The 15,885-nt window shown below is 61.3% G+C and carries 17 protein-coding genes and 1 tRNA gene; 16 read left to right on the top strand and 2 right to left on the bottom strand.

The window, feature by feature from the left end; translation table 11 throughout:
* Positions 1-272: 272 nt before the first annotated feature.
* Positions 273-362, bottom strand: a tRNA-Ser gene (locus OU694_RS14665).
* 175 nt (positions 363-537) lie between these two features.
* Here OU694_RS14665 and OU694_RS14660 point away from each other — a divergent pair.
* Entirely contained in the window at positions 538-1,176 is a 639-nt protein-coding gene (locus OU694_RS14660; protein ID WP_308911759.1) for a LysE family translocator, read from the top strand.
* Positions 1,177-1,184: 8 nt separating this feature from the next.
* On the opposite strand, the gene OU694_RS14655 is transcribed toward OU694_RS14660, so the two are convergent.
* Positions 1,185-1,655, bottom strand: coding sequence for an Lrp/AsnC family transcriptional regulator (locus OU694_RS14655; protein WP_308911758.1), 471 nt, complete (start codon positions 1,653-1,655; stop codon positions 1,185-1,187).
* Positions 1,656-1,826: 171 nt separating this feature from the next.
* Between OU694_RS14655 and OU694_RS14650 the strand changes: the two genes are divergently transcribed.
* The 15 genes from OU694_RS14650 to OU694_RS14580 all read left to right on the top strand — a co-directional run bounded on the left by OU694_RS14650 (position 1,827) and on the right by OU694_RS14580 (position 15,858).
* The gene (locus OU694_RS14650) at positions 1,827-2,102 is read left to right on the top strand and encodes an ACT-like domain-containing protein (RefSeq protein ID WP_308911757.1); all 276 of its coding nucleotides are present in this window, start codon (positions 1,827-1,829) and stop codon (positions 2,100-2,102) included.
* Between the two features lie 139 nt (positions 2,103-2,241).
* Positions 2,242-3,204, top strand: a complete 963-nt coding sequence (locus tag OU694_RS14645) for an NAD(P)H-dependent flavin oxidoreductase (RefSeq protein WP_308911756.1) — start codon at positions 2,242-2,244, stop codon at positions 3,202-3,204.
* Between the two features lie 166 nt (positions 3,205-3,370).
* Positions 3,371-4,897 carry a calcium-binding protein gene (locus OU694_RS14640; protein WP_308911755.1) on the top strand — a complete coding sequence of 509 codons (1,527 nt, stop codon included), beginning with the start codon at positions 3,371-3,373 and terminating at the stop codon, positions 4,895-4,897.
* Positions 4,898-5,048: 151 nt separating this feature from the next.
* Positions 5,049-5,489 (top strand): hypothetical protein, encoded by a 441-nt coding sequence (locus OU694_RS14635; protein WP_308911754.1) that lies wholly within the window; start codon positions 5,049-5,051, stop codon positions 5,487-5,489.
* Between the two features lie 216 nt (positions 5,490-5,705).
* Positions 5,706-6,065 (top strand): 50S ribosomal protein L21, encoded by a 360-nt coding sequence (rplU, locus tag OU694_RS14630; RefSeq protein WP_308911753.1) that lies wholly within the window; start codon positions 5,706-5,708, stop codon positions 6,063-6,065.
* A gap of 26 nt (positions 6,066-6,091) precedes the next feature.
* A complete protein-coding gene (gene rpmA / locus OU694_RS14625) occupies positions 6,092-6,352 on the top strand; it encodes a 50S ribosomal protein L27 (protein WP_308911752.1) in 261 nt (86 codons plus the stop codon).
* A 112-nt stretch (positions 6,353-6,464) separates the two neighbouring features.
* The gene (gene obgE, locus OU694_RS14620; protein ID WP_308911751.1) at positions 6,465-7,553 is read left to right on the top strand and encodes a GTPase ObgE; all 1,089 of its coding nucleotides are present in this window, start codon (positions 6,465-6,467) and stop codon (positions 7,551-7,553) included.
* A 39-nt stretch (positions 7,554-7,592) separates the two neighbouring features.
* Complete coding sequence (gene proB / locus OU694_RS14615) at positions 7,593-8,720, top strand: glutamate 5-kinase (protein ID WP_308911750.1); 1,128 nt, start codon at positions 7,593-7,595, stop codon at positions 8,718-8,720.
* 22 nt (positions 8,721-8,742) lie between these two features.
* A complete protein-coding gene (locus tag OU694_RS14610) occupies positions 8,743-10,005 on the top strand; it encodes a glutamate-5-semialdehyde dehydrogenase (RefSeq protein ID WP_308911749.1) in 1,263 nt (420 codons plus the stop codon).
* On the top strand, positions 10,002-10,631 hold the full coding sequence (locus OU694_RS14605; RefSeq protein WP_308911748.1) for a nicotinate-nucleotide adenylyltransferase: 630 nt from the start codon (positions 10,002-10,004) through the stop codon (positions 10,629-10,631). The genes OU694_RS14610 and OU694_RS14605 overlap by 4 nt, the downstream gene beginning before the upstream one ends.
* 12 nt (positions 10,632-10,643) lie before the next feature.
* Positions 10,644-11,036: a ribosome silencing factor gene (gene rsfS / locus OU694_RS14600; RefSeq protein WP_373460409.1), complete on the top strand. Its 393-nt coding sequence runs from the start codon at positions 10,644-10,646 to the stop codon at positions 11,034-11,036.
* Positions 11,037-11,118: 82 nt separating this feature from the next.
* Positions 11,119-11,580 carry a 23S rRNA (pseudouridine(1915)-N(3))-methyltransferase RlmH gene (gene rlmH, locus OU694_RS14595; RefSeq protein ID WP_308911747.1) on the top strand — a complete coding sequence of 154 codons (462 nt, stop codon included), beginning with the start codon at positions 11,119-11,121 and terminating at the stop codon, positions 11,578-11,580.
* 53 nt (positions 11,581-11,633) lie between these two features.
* Positions 11,634-13,184, top strand: a complete 1,551-nt coding sequence (gpmI, locus tag OU694_RS14590; protein ID WP_373460407.1) for a 2,3-bisphosphoglycerate-independent phosphoglycerate mutase — start codon at positions 11,634-11,636, stop codon at positions 13,182-13,184.
* A gap of 2 nt (positions 13,185-13,186) precedes the next feature.
* Complete coding sequence (locus OU694_RS14585) at positions 13,187-14,425, top strand: murein hydrolase activator EnvC family protein (RefSeq protein WP_308911745.1); 1,239 nt, start codon at positions 13,187-13,189, stop codon at positions 14,423-14,425.
* Between the two features lie 47 nt (positions 14,426-14,472).
* Complete coding sequence (locus OU694_RS14580) at positions 14,473-15,858, top strand: S41 family peptidase (protein ID WP_308911744.1); 1,386 nt, start codon at positions 14,473-14,475, stop codon at positions 15,856-15,858.
* Positions 15,859-15,885 lie beyond the last annotated feature (27 nt).

Here is a 15,885-nt window from a genome sequence, read left to right as displayed (position 1 = left end):
TGGGCCGGCGCTGAAGAATTCAGTATACATGTTCCCGAATTCGTAGAATCCGCAATTCGTCGGGTAGCCTGCCGAACAATCAAAAGGCCCTGACATTCTGTTGCAGCCAACTGAGCAAATGACCGATGAGTCCTCGCAGGTGTTAGGCTATCGCCGCATCCGACCATGCGCCCTCAGCCGGCCCCAACTGCATATTGTCATGCATAATGGCCGCTAAGACAGACCAGCATCTGTCATCCAAAAAGACTATCCTTATAGGGGATGGGTCAAGCTGGCGGAGAGAGAGGGATTCGAACCCTCGAAACCCTTGCGGGTTTAACGGTTTTCGAGACCGCCCCATTCAACCACTCTGGCACCTCTCCGCGCCTCGCTTGAGCTGTCGCCCATGGGGTTGGCGACGGGGGCGGAACCTATAGCAACAAAGGGGGTGCCGCAAGAGGAAAAATGCGCTTTTTTGACGCCATGCTTTTCCTTGCTTGAAGCGCCCTTCAGGCTCTGCGAGGCTCGCCCCACCAAAGCCCCCGAGGAGCCCCCGCCATGTTGCCCGAAACGAGTATCCTGATCCCTTTCATGCTGGCCGTTTTCGCGCTGTCGGTCACGCCGGGCCCGGACATGACCTTCGTGGCGACAACCTCCGGCCGCAGCGGCATGAAAGCGGGGCTGATGGCCGCCTTCGGCGTCGCCACCGGCTGTCTGGTGCACGCAGGGCTCGCGACCTTCGGGATCACGGCGCTTCTCGCCACCCTGCCGGGCGCGCTCACCGTCCTCAAGATCGCCGGGGCGCTTTATCTTGGCTTCATGGCCTTTCAGATGCTGAGGCCGGCGAAGAAAACGGAAACGGCAGAGGCCGCCAAGGAAGCCGCCCCCGTACGCAAGGGCAATCCGTTCCTGCAAGGGCTGATGGTCAATCTCCTCAATCCAAAGGTCGGGCTTTTCTTCCTCGCCTTCATCCCGCAGTTCGTGCCGCATGAGGCTGCACACCCGGCGCTGATGACCATGACGCTCGGCCTGCTGTTCAATCTTTCCGGCACCGCGGTGAACGCCACCGTCGCCATCGTCGTCGCACGTTCCGCCGCCAAAATCGCCGCAACCCGTCGCGTGAAGGCGGCGCTGCGCTATATCACCGGCACCATCCTTGGCGCCTTCGCGGTGCGGCTGGCGGCGAGCGACCTTTAGGATGAACGTCAGCCAGCAGGCGTCAGCGCCAGCATTGTCGTGTTCTTCACCGCCGTCAGCGCGATCGAGGAGCTGATCTCGCGCACGCCGTCAATCTGGCTGAGCTTGGTCCAGAAAAAGGTTTCATAGGCCGTCACATCCTTCACCCGGATCTTGATGAGGAAATCAATGTCGCCCATCAGGGTGTGGCATTCGATCACTTCCGGAAACTCGCGAACCTTCTCGAGAAAGTGCGGCAGGCTATCGCGACTATGCGCCTGCATCTTGACGCTCGCGAATACCATGACGCCGAGCCCCACCTTCTCGGGGTCGAGGATCACTGTATAGTTCTTGATCACCCCGTCGGCCTCCAGCTTCTGGATGCGCCGCCACACGGCCGAGCGCGAGGAAGCCACCTTTTCGGCCAGATCATTCAGGGGGATCCGCGAATCTTCCTGCAGGGCTGTCAGGATGCGGGTATCGAGGGCATCAAGCGTCATGACACATATTTCTCATATATGAATACTTACCGAGACAATTTCTCACAAGACGGCCGATTATCGCCTCATTCAGGGACCTTTTCCACCACAAATGTGCTTATGATCCCGGCCATGACGAGAAGCGCCCCGGGAGAGCCCGAGGGCGGCAGCGAGCCAGAGAAGGAGATAGTCATGGTTTTCACGAGCAACACCCGCGCCCGGTTTTCGGTGCAGGCCGAATATGAGCCCTCGACGCTGGCGCGCATTCTCGAGATTTTCAACGTCAAGGGCGTGCCCTGCGACAGCCTGATGGCGCGCATGAGCGAGGACGGCCAGCAATATATCCAGCTGGATACCCATGATGTTGCCGACGATACCGCCACCAATCTCGCCAACAAGATGCGGCAGATTGTATCGGTCCGGAGCGTCCGCTCCGAAATCCTGGTTTGCCTGCCGAAAGCAAGCTGACCGCTTTCCTTTCTATTAAAAACCCCAACCTTGAGGGCGGTTTCGGCGCACGGCCGGCACCGCCCCTCTTTTTTGGACTTGCCGCCTGCCCCGCCCCAAACTAGCCTCGTGGCAATTACTGGTCAGGGGAGTTTGATAAATGTCGATTGCCGAGAAACTGAAAAGCCGGATGCGGCTGCCTGTCATTGCCTCGCCCATGTTCATCGTGTCGGGGCCCGAACTGGTGATCGCCCAATGCAAGGCCGGTGTGATCGGCTCCTTCCCTGCCCTCAACGCGCGCCCGCAGCCGGTGCTCGAGGACTGGCTGAAACGGATCGAGGATGAGCTTGGCGAATGGGACGAGAAAAACCCCGACCGTCCCTCGGCACCCTTCGCGGTCAACCAGATCGTCCACAAGACGAACGACCGGCTGATGGAAGACGTGGAACTATGCGTGAAATACAAGGTGCCCGTTATCATCACCTCGCTCGGCGCCCGTGAAGATGTGAATGAAGCGATCCACAGCTATGGCGGCATCGTGCTGCATGACATCATCAACAACCGCTTCGCCAAAAAAGCCATCGAGAAAGGCGCTGATGGCCTGATCGCCGTGGCATCGGGTGCAGGCGGCCACGCAGGCACCCTGTCGCCCTTCGCACTCATTCAGGAAATCCGCGAATGGTTCGACGGCCCCCTTGCCCTTTCTGGCTCCATCGCCACGGGTGGTGCCGTGCTTGCCGCCGAGGCCATGGGCGCCGATTTCGGCTATATCGGCTCAGCCTTCATCGCAACCGATGAAGCCAACGCCGACCCGGCCTACAAGCAGATGATCGTCGACAGCATGGCGGACGATATCGTCTATACCAACCTCTTCACCGGCGTGCATGGCAACTATCTGAAGCCCTCGATCGTGAAAGCCGGCATGGACCCCGAAAACCTGCCCGAAAGCGACCCTTCGGCGATGGCCTTCGGCTCCGGCGGCGGCTCGAAATCGAAAGCATGGCGCGATATCTGGGGCTGCGGCCAAGGGATCGGCGCGGTGAAGGCCACCGTCCCGGCGGCCGCACTTGTCGACCGACTCGCCGACGAATATGCCGCCGCCAAGGCGCGCCTCTGCAAATAAATTCTGCAGCCCGGTCAAAAATTGGTACTTGAGCCTAATTTCTGCCGAATTGACTCCTTAACCTTTCATTAACTGCCGCCGCCGGATCGTCATCCCCACACGGGACACTTCCGACGAATGGCAGTTTCGCATGGAGGCGTCAGTATCAATTTATCGGAGACAGATGATGGCAGACATCGAAGGCACGAGCGGCGACGACACCCTTGCCGGCACGGCCGCGAACGAAAAGATTGAAGGTGGTGATGGCCACGACGTGATTTCGGCGCTCGGCAGCAACGACACACTCGAGGGCCAGAGTGGCGACGATACGCTGACTGGTGGTGACGGTGCCGACAAATTCGAGTTCGGTGCTGGCCATGATGTGATCACCGATTTCAATATCGCAGCGGGCGACATCATCGACTTTGATGGCCTTGCCGGTATCACCAGCTTCGAAGCGCTCATGGCAACCGGCGCCGACACCGATGGCGGTGTCGTTTTCACCTTCTCGGACACGCGCAGCCTGCGCCTTGAAGGGCTGACGCTTGCAGACCTCACCGCAGCAGCATTCGACTTCGATGATGAAGACGAAGATGAAGACGACGGAGACGAGCTTCATTTTCAAGGCACCAGGGGCGATGACGAGTTTACTGGCACCGATCTTGACGAGATCGCCCTCGGCAACGGCGGTGACGATTACATGGACGGCCAAGGCGGCGATGACAAACTTTGGGGTGGCGCCGGCGACGATACCGTCCTCGGCGGCGCCGGCGATGACCGGATCGCCTCCGGTTCCGGTGCCAAAACATCGAACGACATCTATGCCGGTGGGGAAGGCGACGACATCCTGAACGGAGGTCACAGCAACGACATTTTGGTTGGTGACGATTTCGGCAGCAATGCCGGCTCCGGCTTCGACCAGATATATGCCGGACTTGGTGATGATTTTCTGGTTGCGGGTAACTGGACCGATACCAATGGCGACAAAAAGGTCGACATGGATGAAATTGACTTCAGTGAGACCGCCGAAAACAAAATGTTTGGCGGCAAGGGTGACGACACCCTCGTCGGTAGCGATGGCGACGACGTCCTCGGCGGCGGCCTCGGGAATGATATCTTCATCGGCAATGGGGGAAATGATGCTGTCTTCGGCTCGCTTGGCGACGATCTGCTGATTGGTGGCAGCTGGGCAGATACGAACGGCAACGACCAGGTCGATCTGGACGAGATCATAGCGGGCGATACGGTCGGCAACCAAATGTACGGTGGACAGGGCGATGACACGTTGGTCGGCAGCGACGGCGACGATCAACTCGGCGGCAGCTGGGGCGAAGACATTCTGTTGGGAAATGATGGCAACGACGGCCTTTATGGATCCGATGGCAATGATTCAGTCGACGGCGGTGCGGGCGACGACACGCTCTATGGCGGCAAGGACGACGACACACTTGTAGGCGGCGAAGGCGCCGACCTGTTCGTCGTCACCCGCGCACCGGGTGACGACTTGATCCTTGACTTCGAAATCGGCGTTGACACACTCGATCTCTCGAACAGCACGCGCGACTTCGAAACCCTTGAAGACCTGCTCGCCAATGCCGAGGAGATCGATGTGGACGGGGCGACTGCCCTTTCTGTCGACACTGGCGGCAATACGAGCATCGTCCTGATGGGGCTGACACTCGAAACCGTGGTCGACGCGGACATCATCTACTGATCCGCAACAGGCATATCTGAAAAGACAGGGGCGGCAGGAACATATGAATAGTTCCGCCGCCCTTTTCACAGGCTCTTGCCCGATCAATCCGCCATGCCTAAAACTGGTGGCTTGAACCATATGATCCAGAATTCATTGATCGGACTTTTCCATGAACACCAAGCTTGATTCCCTGACATTCGCCGGCGCGTTCCTGCTCGTGCTTGGCTGCTTCGTACCCATGTTTGATTTCCGCATGGTCGGCACCGTCAGCTATTATGACATCAACAATCCCGATGTTTATGTGCTGCTGGTGGCTGCGGCCCTGGCGCCCGCACTTATCCGCCTGCGCAAGCGGTCGCTCGCGATCCTCGGCCCCGCGCTTGCGTGGGGTGTGCTTCTGTGGCCGATGCTGAGAGACATGGGCAAGGAAGACAATGCCCTGATGGACAAGCTGAAGGACGCGGTTTCCGATCCGCTGCGCCAGTATGCCGGCAACATTTTCGAGCATATCGATGCCGATGTGCTGGCATGGGGTGGCTATGTCTTTCTGGCGGGACTCCTGCTCTACACGCTCGCCGGTGTGCTTGTCAGCGCCACAGCGCGCAAATAAGCACCAAATAATCCCCGCTCTCGCTTGACTTTGGGGGCGTTATCCGTATAGTCCCGCCGGTTAGCGACGGGGCACTTGTGTACCCGCCGCTGCTTTTGCTTTGAAAAAGGCCTGCGGAAACCGCCCAAAGTGCGGGGGCGCCCGGGAGAAATCCCGGCAACCATCAGGGTCCGAGACCCGCCCGGTTTGCTGCGGCGATATATGGAAGGAACAGACATGTTCGCAGTCGTAAAGACGGGCGGTAAGCAATACCGCGTTGCCGAGGGCGATGTGATCAAGGTTGAGAAACTGGCAGGCGACGCTGGTGCAACCATCACCCTCGATGAAGTTCTGATGGTCGGTGACGACAAAGGCGTGAAGGTTGGCGAACCCACCCTCAAAGGCGCTAACGTGACCGCTACCGTTCTTGAGCAGAAGAAAGACAAGAAGATCATCGTCTTCAAAAAGAAGCGCCGCCAGAACTACCGCCGCAAGCGTGGTCATCGTCAAGAGATCACCGTTCTGCGCATCACTGGTATCGCTGGCGCTGCCGCCAAGAAGACCGCAAAGAAAACCGAAGAAGCTGCAGCTGAATAAGCGGCTGGGATTGAAGGAGTAACCAAATGGCTCACAAAAAAGCTGGTGGTAGTTCCCGTAACGGCCGCGACTCTATCGGTCGCCGTCTGGGCGTGAAAAAATTCGGCGGTGAAAATGTTCTCGCCGGCAACATCCTCGTTCGTCAGCGCGGTACCAAATGGTATCCGGGCGACAACGTCGGCATGGGCAAGGACCACACCCTGTTCGCGCTGATCGAAGGTCAGGTGAAGTTCTCGAAATCGACGGGCGGCAAGTCCTACGTTTCGGTTTACGGCACCGACGCCTGAGGCGCGCGCTGCTTCGGCAGCACCTGAAGTTTCGGAAGGGGTGGGCAAACGTCCACCCCTTTCCTTATGATACGGGAGCGATGCGCCCCGAGTACCGGATGGAACCCACGCCATGAAATTTGTCGATCAAGCGCGAATCTTTGTGAAAAGCGGCGATGGCGGCAACGGCTGCGTTGCCTTCCGGCGCGAGAAATTCATCGAATATGGCGGCCCCAATGGCGGCGATGGCGGCAAGGGCGGCAATATCATCGTCGAGGCCGTGGACGGCCTGAATACGCTTGTCGACTATCGCTACGCCCGCCATTTCAAGGCCCGCAAGGGCGAGAACGGCTCGGGCCGCGACCGTACCGGTGCCTCGTCCCCTGATGTGATCCTTCAGGTACCCGTCGGCACCCAGATTTTCGACGAGGACGAAGACTTCCTGATTGCCGACCTCGACAATCTTGGCGACCGCATCGTGCTTTGCAAAGGCGGCGACGGCGGCCTTGGCAACACCCATTTTAAAACATCGACAAACCGCGCACCGCGCAAGGCGACCCCCGGCCACCCGGGAGAGGAACGCTGGGTTACGCTGCGCCTGAAGCTGATCGCGGACGCCGGTCTTGTGGGCCTGCCGAACGCCGGCAAGTCGACCTTCCTGTCGGTCGTATCTGCCGCCAAGCCGAAGATCGCCGATTACCCCTTCACCACGCTTGCCCCGCAGCTTGGCGTTGTCGGCTTCAAGAGCCACGAGTTCGTGCTCGCCGATATCCCAGGCCTGATCGAAGGCGCCAGCGAAGGCGTGGGCCTTGGCCACCGTTTCCTCGGCCACGTGGAGCGCTGCGGCGTTCTCCTGCATCTGATCGACGCCACGCAGGATGATATCCAGGGTGCGTACGAGACGATCATGGAAGAACTGGACCTTTATGACGCCGGCCTTCTGGACAAGCCGATGATCATCGGCCTCAACAAGTGCGACGCCATCCCGGAAGAGTTTATCGAGGAAAAGATGAACGAGCTGGCCGAGGTCACCGACTGCGAAGTTATCCCGCTTTCGGGTGCCACCGGCTTTGGCGTGCAGAAGGTGCTCGCGGCCCTTTGGGAAGTTGTTGCGGATGACCGCGCCCGCCGGATCGCCGAACGTGCGGCCAAGGAAGGCGAAAAGGCAGTAAAAACAGTCGGTGAGGACGAAGATTCCTCTGGCGGCTGGTCGCCCCTCTGATTAGGCTGTGCCCCCGTAATTTCGAGGGGCCACGGCCAAATGACCACATTCAGCGACAGACTAAAGGACACCCGCCGGATCGTCCTGAAAATCGGCTCGGCTTTGCTGATCGATGGCAACCGCAGCGTCGTGCGCGAAGCGTGGCTGAACTCGCTGGCCGATGACGTGGCTGCCCTCAAGGCGCGCGGCATCCAGGTGATCCTCGTATCCTCCGGCGCCATCGCAATGGGGCGTGAAGCCATCGGCTATTCCACGCGTCCCGACCGGCTGGAAGACGCGCAGGCCGCCGCCGCTGTCGGCCAGATCCGCCTCGCCGGTGCCTATCAGGACGTGTTCGCCAAGCGCGATATTGTGGTGGGGCAAATCCTCCTCACCCTTGATGACCTTGAAGAACGGCCGAGTTACCTGAACGCCCGCAACACGCTTGAGACGCTCCTCGATCGTGGCATTGTCCCTGTCATCAACGAAAACGACACGGTAGCGACGACCGAAATCCGCTTTGGTGATAACGACCGCCTTTCAGCGCGTGTTGCGCACCTCACAGGTGCCGATCTCCTGATCCTGTTTTCGGATATCGACGGCCTCTATGAAACCGACCCGCGGAAGAGCCCCGATGCGCCTTTCGTTTCGGTCGTTGAAAAGATCACGCCTGCAATCGACGCGATGGCGGGCCCGCCGGGGGCGACAACCGCCGGCACCGGCGGCATGATCACCAAGCTTGCCGCCGCCAAGATTGCCATGGCGGGCGGCTGTTCGATGATCATCGCCAAGGGCGAGGCCGAACGCCCGGTCGGGCGCCTGATTGACGGTGAACGCCACACGATCTTCATCGCCAGCGAAGACCCGCTGACCATCCGCAAGCGCTGGATCCGGGGCCTGATGGCGCCGCAGGGCTTCGCGCATCTGGATGACGGCGCCGTTGCCGCCATCCGGGGTGGCGCCAGCCTGTTGCCGGCCGGCGTGACCGGCGTTGACGGCAATTTCAATCGCGGCTCGTTGATTGCCCTTCTGGACCGCCACCAGCATCTGGTGGGGCAAGGGCTCGCAGCCTATGGTTCCGTCGAGGCGGACAAGATCAAGGGCTGCCAGATCAAGGAAATCAGCAGTATCCTTGGCTACTCGGGGCGTTCTGCCCTCGTCCACCGCGACGATATGGTGATATTCTAGTCCGGATTTTGAGGAGGCGACCATGACTGACGCTGCAACCACCGTGGATATGGAGGCCATGGGCAAACGTGCCCGTGCCGCCGCACGCGTGCTTGCAGACGCGCCAACGGAAGCCAAGAACCTTGCCCTCATCGCCGCCGCCAAACTGATCCGGCAAGGCAAGGCAGACCTTTTAGCTGCCAACGCCCGCGACTGCGCCGCCGCTGAAGCCAAGGGCCTGACACCTGCGATGATCGACCGGCTGAAGCTGGATGATGCACGCATCGAAGGCATCGCCAAGGGGCTGGAGGCCATCGCCCACCTGCCTGATCCGGTTGGTCAGGTTACCTCGAGCTGGACACGCCCTAACGGCCTGAATATCGCACGCGTGCGCACCCCGCTCGGCGTGATTGGTGTGATCTATGAAAGCCGCCCGAATGTGACTGCTGATGCCGGCGCCCTATGCCTGAAGGCCGGGAATGCCGTGATCCTGCGTGGTGGCAGCGAAAGCTTTGAAAGCTCCAAAGCCATTCACGCCAAGCTCGTGGAAGGTCTTGGCCACGCCGGCCTGCCTGAAGATGCCATCCAGCTGGTGATGACGCGCGACCGGGCCGCCGTCGGCGCCATGCTTGGCATGTCCGATTATATCGACGTGATCGTGCCGCGCGGCGGACGCTCGCTTGTCGACCGTGTGCAGAAGGAAAGCCGGGTGCCCGTCTTCGCGCACCTTGAAGGCATCTGCCACGTTTATGTGGATGGTGCCGCCAACCCCGACATGGCGGAGAGAATCCTTTTGAACGCCAAGATGCGCCGCACCGGCATTTGCGGCGCCGCTGAAACACTGCTGATCGACCGCCGCGCCCGCGATTTCGCACCGCGCCTTGTGAAGGCGCTGCTGGATGCAGGCTGCGAAGTGCGCGGCGACGAGGAAGTCGTTACGCTTGACCCCCGCGTGAAACCGGCAACGGATGAAGACTGGCGCACAGAATATCTGGACGCTATCATCTCGGCCAAGTTTGTGGGCGGGGTGCCGGGTGCTGTGGAGCATATCGGCGCCTGGTCGTCGGGCCATACCGAAAGCATCCTCACCGAGGATATCGCCGCCGCCGAACAATTCCTGAAGCAGGTGGACAGTGCCATCGTGATGCACAATGCCTCTACGCAGTTTGCCGATGGCGGCGAGTTCGGCATGGGCGCCGAGATTGGCATCGCCACCGGCCGCATCCATGCACGCGGTCCGGTGGGACTGGAACAGCTGACGAGCTTCAAATACCAGGTGCGCGGCACCGGGCAGGTCCGTCCTTGAAAGGCGGCTTATCCCTTTACCGTGATGCGGCCCGGTCGCGCGGTCGCACCATCGGGCTTTATGGCGGCAGCTTCAACCCGGCGCACGACGGTCACGCCCATATCGCGAAGGCAGCACTCACACGCCTCGGCGTTGACGAAGTGTGGCTGATGGTCAGCCCCGGCAACCCGCTGAAGGATGCGGCGAGCGACATGGCCCCATTCCCGGCACGGCTGAAATCTGCGGGCAGGATTGCCCGCCCGCCCCGCATGCGCGCCACCGATATCGAGAAACGCCTCGGCACCCGTTTCACGGCGGATACGATCGAGGCATTAAAGGCCCGCATGCCGCTGACCCGCTTCGTGTGGCTGATGGGTGCCGACAATATGGCAAGCTTCGACCGCTGGCAGCGCTGGAGCGAGATTCCCCACGCTGTCACCATTGCGATTTTCGACCGTCCGGGCTATGCTCGACACAGGCACGGAGGCGGGATTGCCCGCCGTTTTGGCCGGTTTCTTGTGAAGCCCCAAAGACTTGTCCGTGCCCGGCCGCCCGCATGGTGTTTTGTAACACTTCCAAGGCATCCTGCATCGGCCAGTGCCATCCGCCGCCAGTCGGGTCCAAAATGGTATGCGGAGGCTTTATGAAAGGAGAACTCATTGCTCGCCAACATGGAGACGCTTAGCGTCAACAACGGCCCGGTCCTTTCCACGAAGGACATCCTCAGCACCGTCATCGACTGCCTTGATAAAAACAAGGCGACCGAAATCAACGCAATCGACCTCAAGGGAAAAACCTCCATCGCCGACCATATGGTCATCGCGAACGGGGGCTCGCAGCGCCATGTCGCCGCACTTGCCGATTATGTCGTCAAGGGCCTGAAGGCGATTGGCCACAAGGACCTTGCCGTCGAAGGTCTCGAGCAGGCCGATTGGGTCCTGATCGATGCCGGCGATGTGATCGTGCATATCTTCCGCCCTGAAGTTCGCCACTTCTACAATCTCGACAAGATGTGGGCGACCGATCTTGAGGGCAGCGACGCGATCAACTGACGCGGTCGCCAGTGGCAGGAAGGAAACGGATGCCGCAGCAGGCGGCACCGAGGAAGACCCGATTGCCACGGAGAGATGAGACGTGTTCATTACCCTGATAGCCGTCGGCCGCATGCAACGCGGGCCGGAGCAGGACTTGGTTTCGACCTATCAGAAACGCCTGCCGTGGCGGCTCGATATCCATGAAATTGATATCAAGAAGCCCGCGCAATCCGCCGACGAGCGGAAAGCGCGCGAGGCCGAACGCATCCTCGCCGCCGTGCCGGACGGCGCGGTGGTGATAGCCCTTGACGAGCGCGGCAAGCACCTTTCCTCCCGCGATCTCGCGAAAAAGTTTGACGGCTGGTCGGGTCAGGGCTTTAACAGTCTTGCTGTCATTATCGGCGGTGCCGACGGCCTTGATGAAAGCGTGCGGCAGCGGGCGGATCTCACCCTCGCGCTTGGCACGCTCACCTGGCCTCACATGCTGGTGCGCGCGATGATTGCCGAGCAGCTTTACAGGGTGTGGTCGATCACGGCCGGGCACCCGTATCACCGGGACTGAAGCCCGGGAACGAACAGGGGACGGCCCCTCCCCGCCGTCCCGAACGAGGAGAAATGACCGTGGCTTACAAAACGGTGGTTCTGTGTATTCTGGATGGCTGGGGCTACCGCGAGGAAAGCGCCAACAACGCAATCAAGCTTGCCAAGACCCCGACCTACACCCGCCTTTGGAACAGCGTGCCACGCGCATGGCTTGCCACCTCCGGCCTCGCCGTCGGCCTGCCGGAAGGGCAGATGGGCAACTCGGAGGTTGGCCACATGAACCTCGGCTCCGGCCGCGTGGTGATGCAGGACCTGCCCCGCATCGATGCCGCGATCGCCGATGGCAGCCTCGCCAAAATGCCGGTGCTTGATGATTATGTCGCCAAGCTCAAGGCCTCGGGTGGTGCGGCCCATGTGATGGGGCTGCTGTCACCCGGCGGCGTGCACAGCCATCAGGACCATATGGTGGCGCTCGCCAAGGTACTGTCCGCTGCCGGTATCCCGGTGCGCATTCATGCCTTCCTTGACGGCCGCGACACACCACCGCGCTCGGCCGAAGCCTTCCTCGCGGATTTCGAAGCCAAGATCGCTGGCTGTGCCGACACCGCAATCGCCACCGTCACCGGCCGTTATTTCGCGATGGACCGCGACAAGCGCTGGGACCGCGTTTCGCAAGCTTACAATGCCATGGTGAAGGGCCAGGGTATCCACACGACACCAAGCGCGCTTAGCGCCCTGTCGGCTGCTTACGCGCGGCAGGAAAATGACGAGTTCGTCAAGGCAACCGTGATCGGCGATTATTCCGGCATGAAGGACGGCGACGGCCTCCTGATGGCCAATTTCCGCGCCGACCGTGCCCGCCAGATCCTCACCGCCCTTGTCGATCCGGCGTTTGACGGCTTTGATCGTGGCCCTATCGTCAAGTTCGCCGCTGTTGCCGGCATGGTCGAATATTCGGTGGCGCTGAACGAATTTGTGCCTGCCATTTTCGCGTCCGAGGAACTGACAAACAGCTTCGGCGAAATTCTGGCGCGCAACCATATCCCGCAGCTCCGCATCGCGGAGACCGAGAAATATGCCCATGTCACCTTCTTCTTCAACGGCGGCTCGGAAGCCGTGTTCGAGGGCGAAGACCGTATCCTGATCCCGTCGCCGGACGTGGCGACCTACGACCTGAAGCCCGAAATGTCGGCTCCCGAAGTGACCGACCGGCTGGTGGAAGCGATCGAAAGCGGCAAATACGGGGCCATCATCGTCAATTACGCGAACGGCGACATGGTCGGCCACACGGGCGACCTTTCGGCCGCCATCAAGGCTGTTGAAGCCGTGGATGCCTGCCTCGCACGGCTGGAGACTGCAATCAAGAAGGTGGACGGCGCGATGATCGTCACCGCCGACCATGGCAACTGCGAGGAAATGCTGGATGAAGCAACGGGCCAGGCCCACACCCAGCATACGACAACCGATGTCCCTGCCCTTCTGGTGAACCGTGACGTGGCGATCCATGACGGGGCCCTGTCGGACGTCGCCCCCACCATGCTCGCGCTCATGGGGCTCGACCAGCCTGCCGAAATGACAGGCAAAAGCCTGATCGGCGCCAAGGCCGCGAGGGCCAGCGCCTGACCATGCTGCAGCGCCGCCTCGCCCTTCTGTTCCTCAGTACCGGCCTCGCGGCGCTTGGCAGCCTTTCGCTGCCTGCCACGGCGCAGGAAAGCGGCGACCCGGCAAGCAAACTGAAAAGCATCGAAGGCGAGATAAAAACCGCCGAAGAACGCAAGGCGGCGCTTGAGAAAGCAGCCGCCAAGGCGGAGCGCGAGGCCGCGGAACTGGCCGCCCGGATGGTGACCGTTGCCAAGCGTATCCAGACGACCGAGTCGTCGGCGACCGACCTTGAAGACAAGATCGCGCTTCTGGAGGTCGAGGAAAAGAACAAGCGGGAAGCCCTTGGCAAACGGCGGGACGAGCTGGTGGGCCTGCTCGCCGCCCTTGAACGCCTCGCCCTGAAGCCTCCCGCCACCGCCCTTCTCCAGCCCAACGAGGCAATCACAACAGCGCGCAGTGCCGCCGTCATGGGTACACTGGTGCCCGAGATCGACCGGCTGGCCGGTGCCCTGAAGGCCGAGCTTGAAGCCCTGAATGCCGTGCAGGCCGATCTCTCGGCCGACCGGCTGGCGCTCAAGGGTACAGTGGAGAAACTGGCGGGTGAGCGCGCCGAGCTTGCCACGCTCCATGAGGAACGCGCCGCTGTGGCCGCCGAGGCTAGTGCGGCCGCCAAAAGCGAGGCTGCCAAGCTCGCCAAGCTGGCGCGCGAAGCCACGTCGCTGCGCGACCTGATCGAAAAACTTGAAGCCAAGGCGGCGGAGGAACGCGCAGAGGCCGAGCGCCTCGCGCGCCTGCAGGACGCCCCGGTGCCGGTGCCGCGCCCCACCGCCCCGCTGGATGGCAAGGAGTTTGCGTCGGCCCAAGGCACCCTTCCCTACCCCGTCACCGGACGGATCAAGGTCCGCTTCGGCGAGGTCGAGGGCGTGGGTCATGCACGGGGTATCCGCATCGATGGCCGGGCGGGCGGACAGGTGGTTGCCCCCCATGACGGCCAGATTGTGTTCGCCGGACCCTTCCGGGGCTATGGGCAGCTCTTGATTATCGCCCACGGCGGCGGCTACCATAGCCTGATTGCCGGGATGCAGGTCCTGACGGCCGAGGTTGGCCAGAAGGTGCTGAGCGGTGAACCGGTCGGAACCCTTGGTGACGGGACCAGCGGACCGACGGAATTGTATCTGGAACTGAGGCAGGGCGGGAAGCCGGTGGACCCCGAACCCTGGCTCGCCAAGCGAACGGCTGCGGCCGGGCGGGGCAGACGCTGATCCTCCAGGGATCAGGGCGCCCTCAAGAAGAAAGAAGGTAGTAGGCAATGAGGACTTCATTCAAACGGGCAGCAATCGCGCTGATGATGGCGCCCATGGCCCTTGGCGCTTTCCCGGCGATGGCCGAGGAAACAGCCACCGCCAAATCCTCCGAAGATGTCTATGAACAGCTTGACCTTCTGATGCGCGTGTTCCAGCGCGTCCGCAGCGAATATGTGGATGAAGTCGACGACAAGGAAGTGATCGAGGCCGCGATCCAGGGCATGCTGCGCTCGCTCGACCCCCACTCCACTTACCTGAACCCCGAAGTTTTCCAGCAGGTCCGTGTGCAGACCGAGGGCGAATATGGCGGCCTCGGCCTTGAAGTCCAGATGGACAACGGCCTTGTGAAGGTTGTCTCACCCATCGACGATACCCCGGCCCAGAAAGCCGGCATCAAGGGCGGCGACTATATCACCCATATCGACGGCACATCGGTGATCGGCAAGACACTCACCGAATCAGTGAAAGAGATGCGCGGCCCCATCGGCTCGATGATCAAGATCACCGTGGTACGCGAAGGCGAGGAAGGCAGCCATGATTATGAAATCATGCGCGACAAGATCCTCGTCCGCTCCGTGCGGCACCGCGTGGAAGATGAGACCATCGGCTATCTGCGCATCACTACCTTCAACATGCAAACCGGCGACGGCGTTGAAAACTCGATCAAGGAACTGAAAGCCCAGCTTGGCGACAAGATGGACGGCCTGATCATTGACCTTCGGAACAACCCGGGCGGCCTCCTGAATGAAGCGATCCGCGTGTCGGACGATTTCCTTGATCGCGGCGAGATCGTCTCCACCCGCGGACGTCGCCGCCAGAACAATAACCGCTGGTACGCCACCGCCGGGGACATGCTGGACGGCATGCCCATCGTGGTGCTGGTGAATGCCTATTCGGCGTCCGCGTCCGAGATCGTGGCCGGCGCGCTGCAGGATCACCGCCGCGCCGTGCTCGTTGGCGACCAGACCTTCGGCAAGGGCACGGTGCAAAGCGAAATTCGCCTTGGCCGTAACGGCGATCAGGCCCTGCGCCTGACCACGGCGCGCTATTACACCCCGTCCGGCCGGTCGATCCAGGAGCGCGGGATCGAGCCCGACCTTTATGTGTTCAATGATGGCCACCGCCCCAACCTGCGGCGCGAAGGCGACCTGAACAACTCGATCCATAACGAGCAATCGACGGTGGACCGTGCGGGTGAAGAGGAAGAAGAAGATCCGAAGCTGAACCCGATTGCCGCGACCGAACCCGCTGAGGGCGACGCAGCAGAGGGGGAGGCCGCCACCCCGCCGGTGGACCGCCAGCTCAAATATGCCATCAAGCTCCTGAAGGATATGTCGGCGCTACCCACCCCTCAGGTGGCGGACGCCGGCCCCCATGACGAACAGGGCTGACAAGCCTAGCCCGAAGCTGCCAGCCAG

Origin of the sequence: Pseudokordiimonas caeni (genome assembly GCF_026719705.1) — a bacterium.
In the GTDB taxonomy this organism is placed as follows: domain Bacteria; phylum Pseudomonadota; class Alphaproteobacteria; order Sphingomonadales; family Kordiimonadaceae; genus Gimibacter; species Gimibacter caeni.
This window is presented reverse-complemented; position numbering and strand designations above follow the sequence as displayed.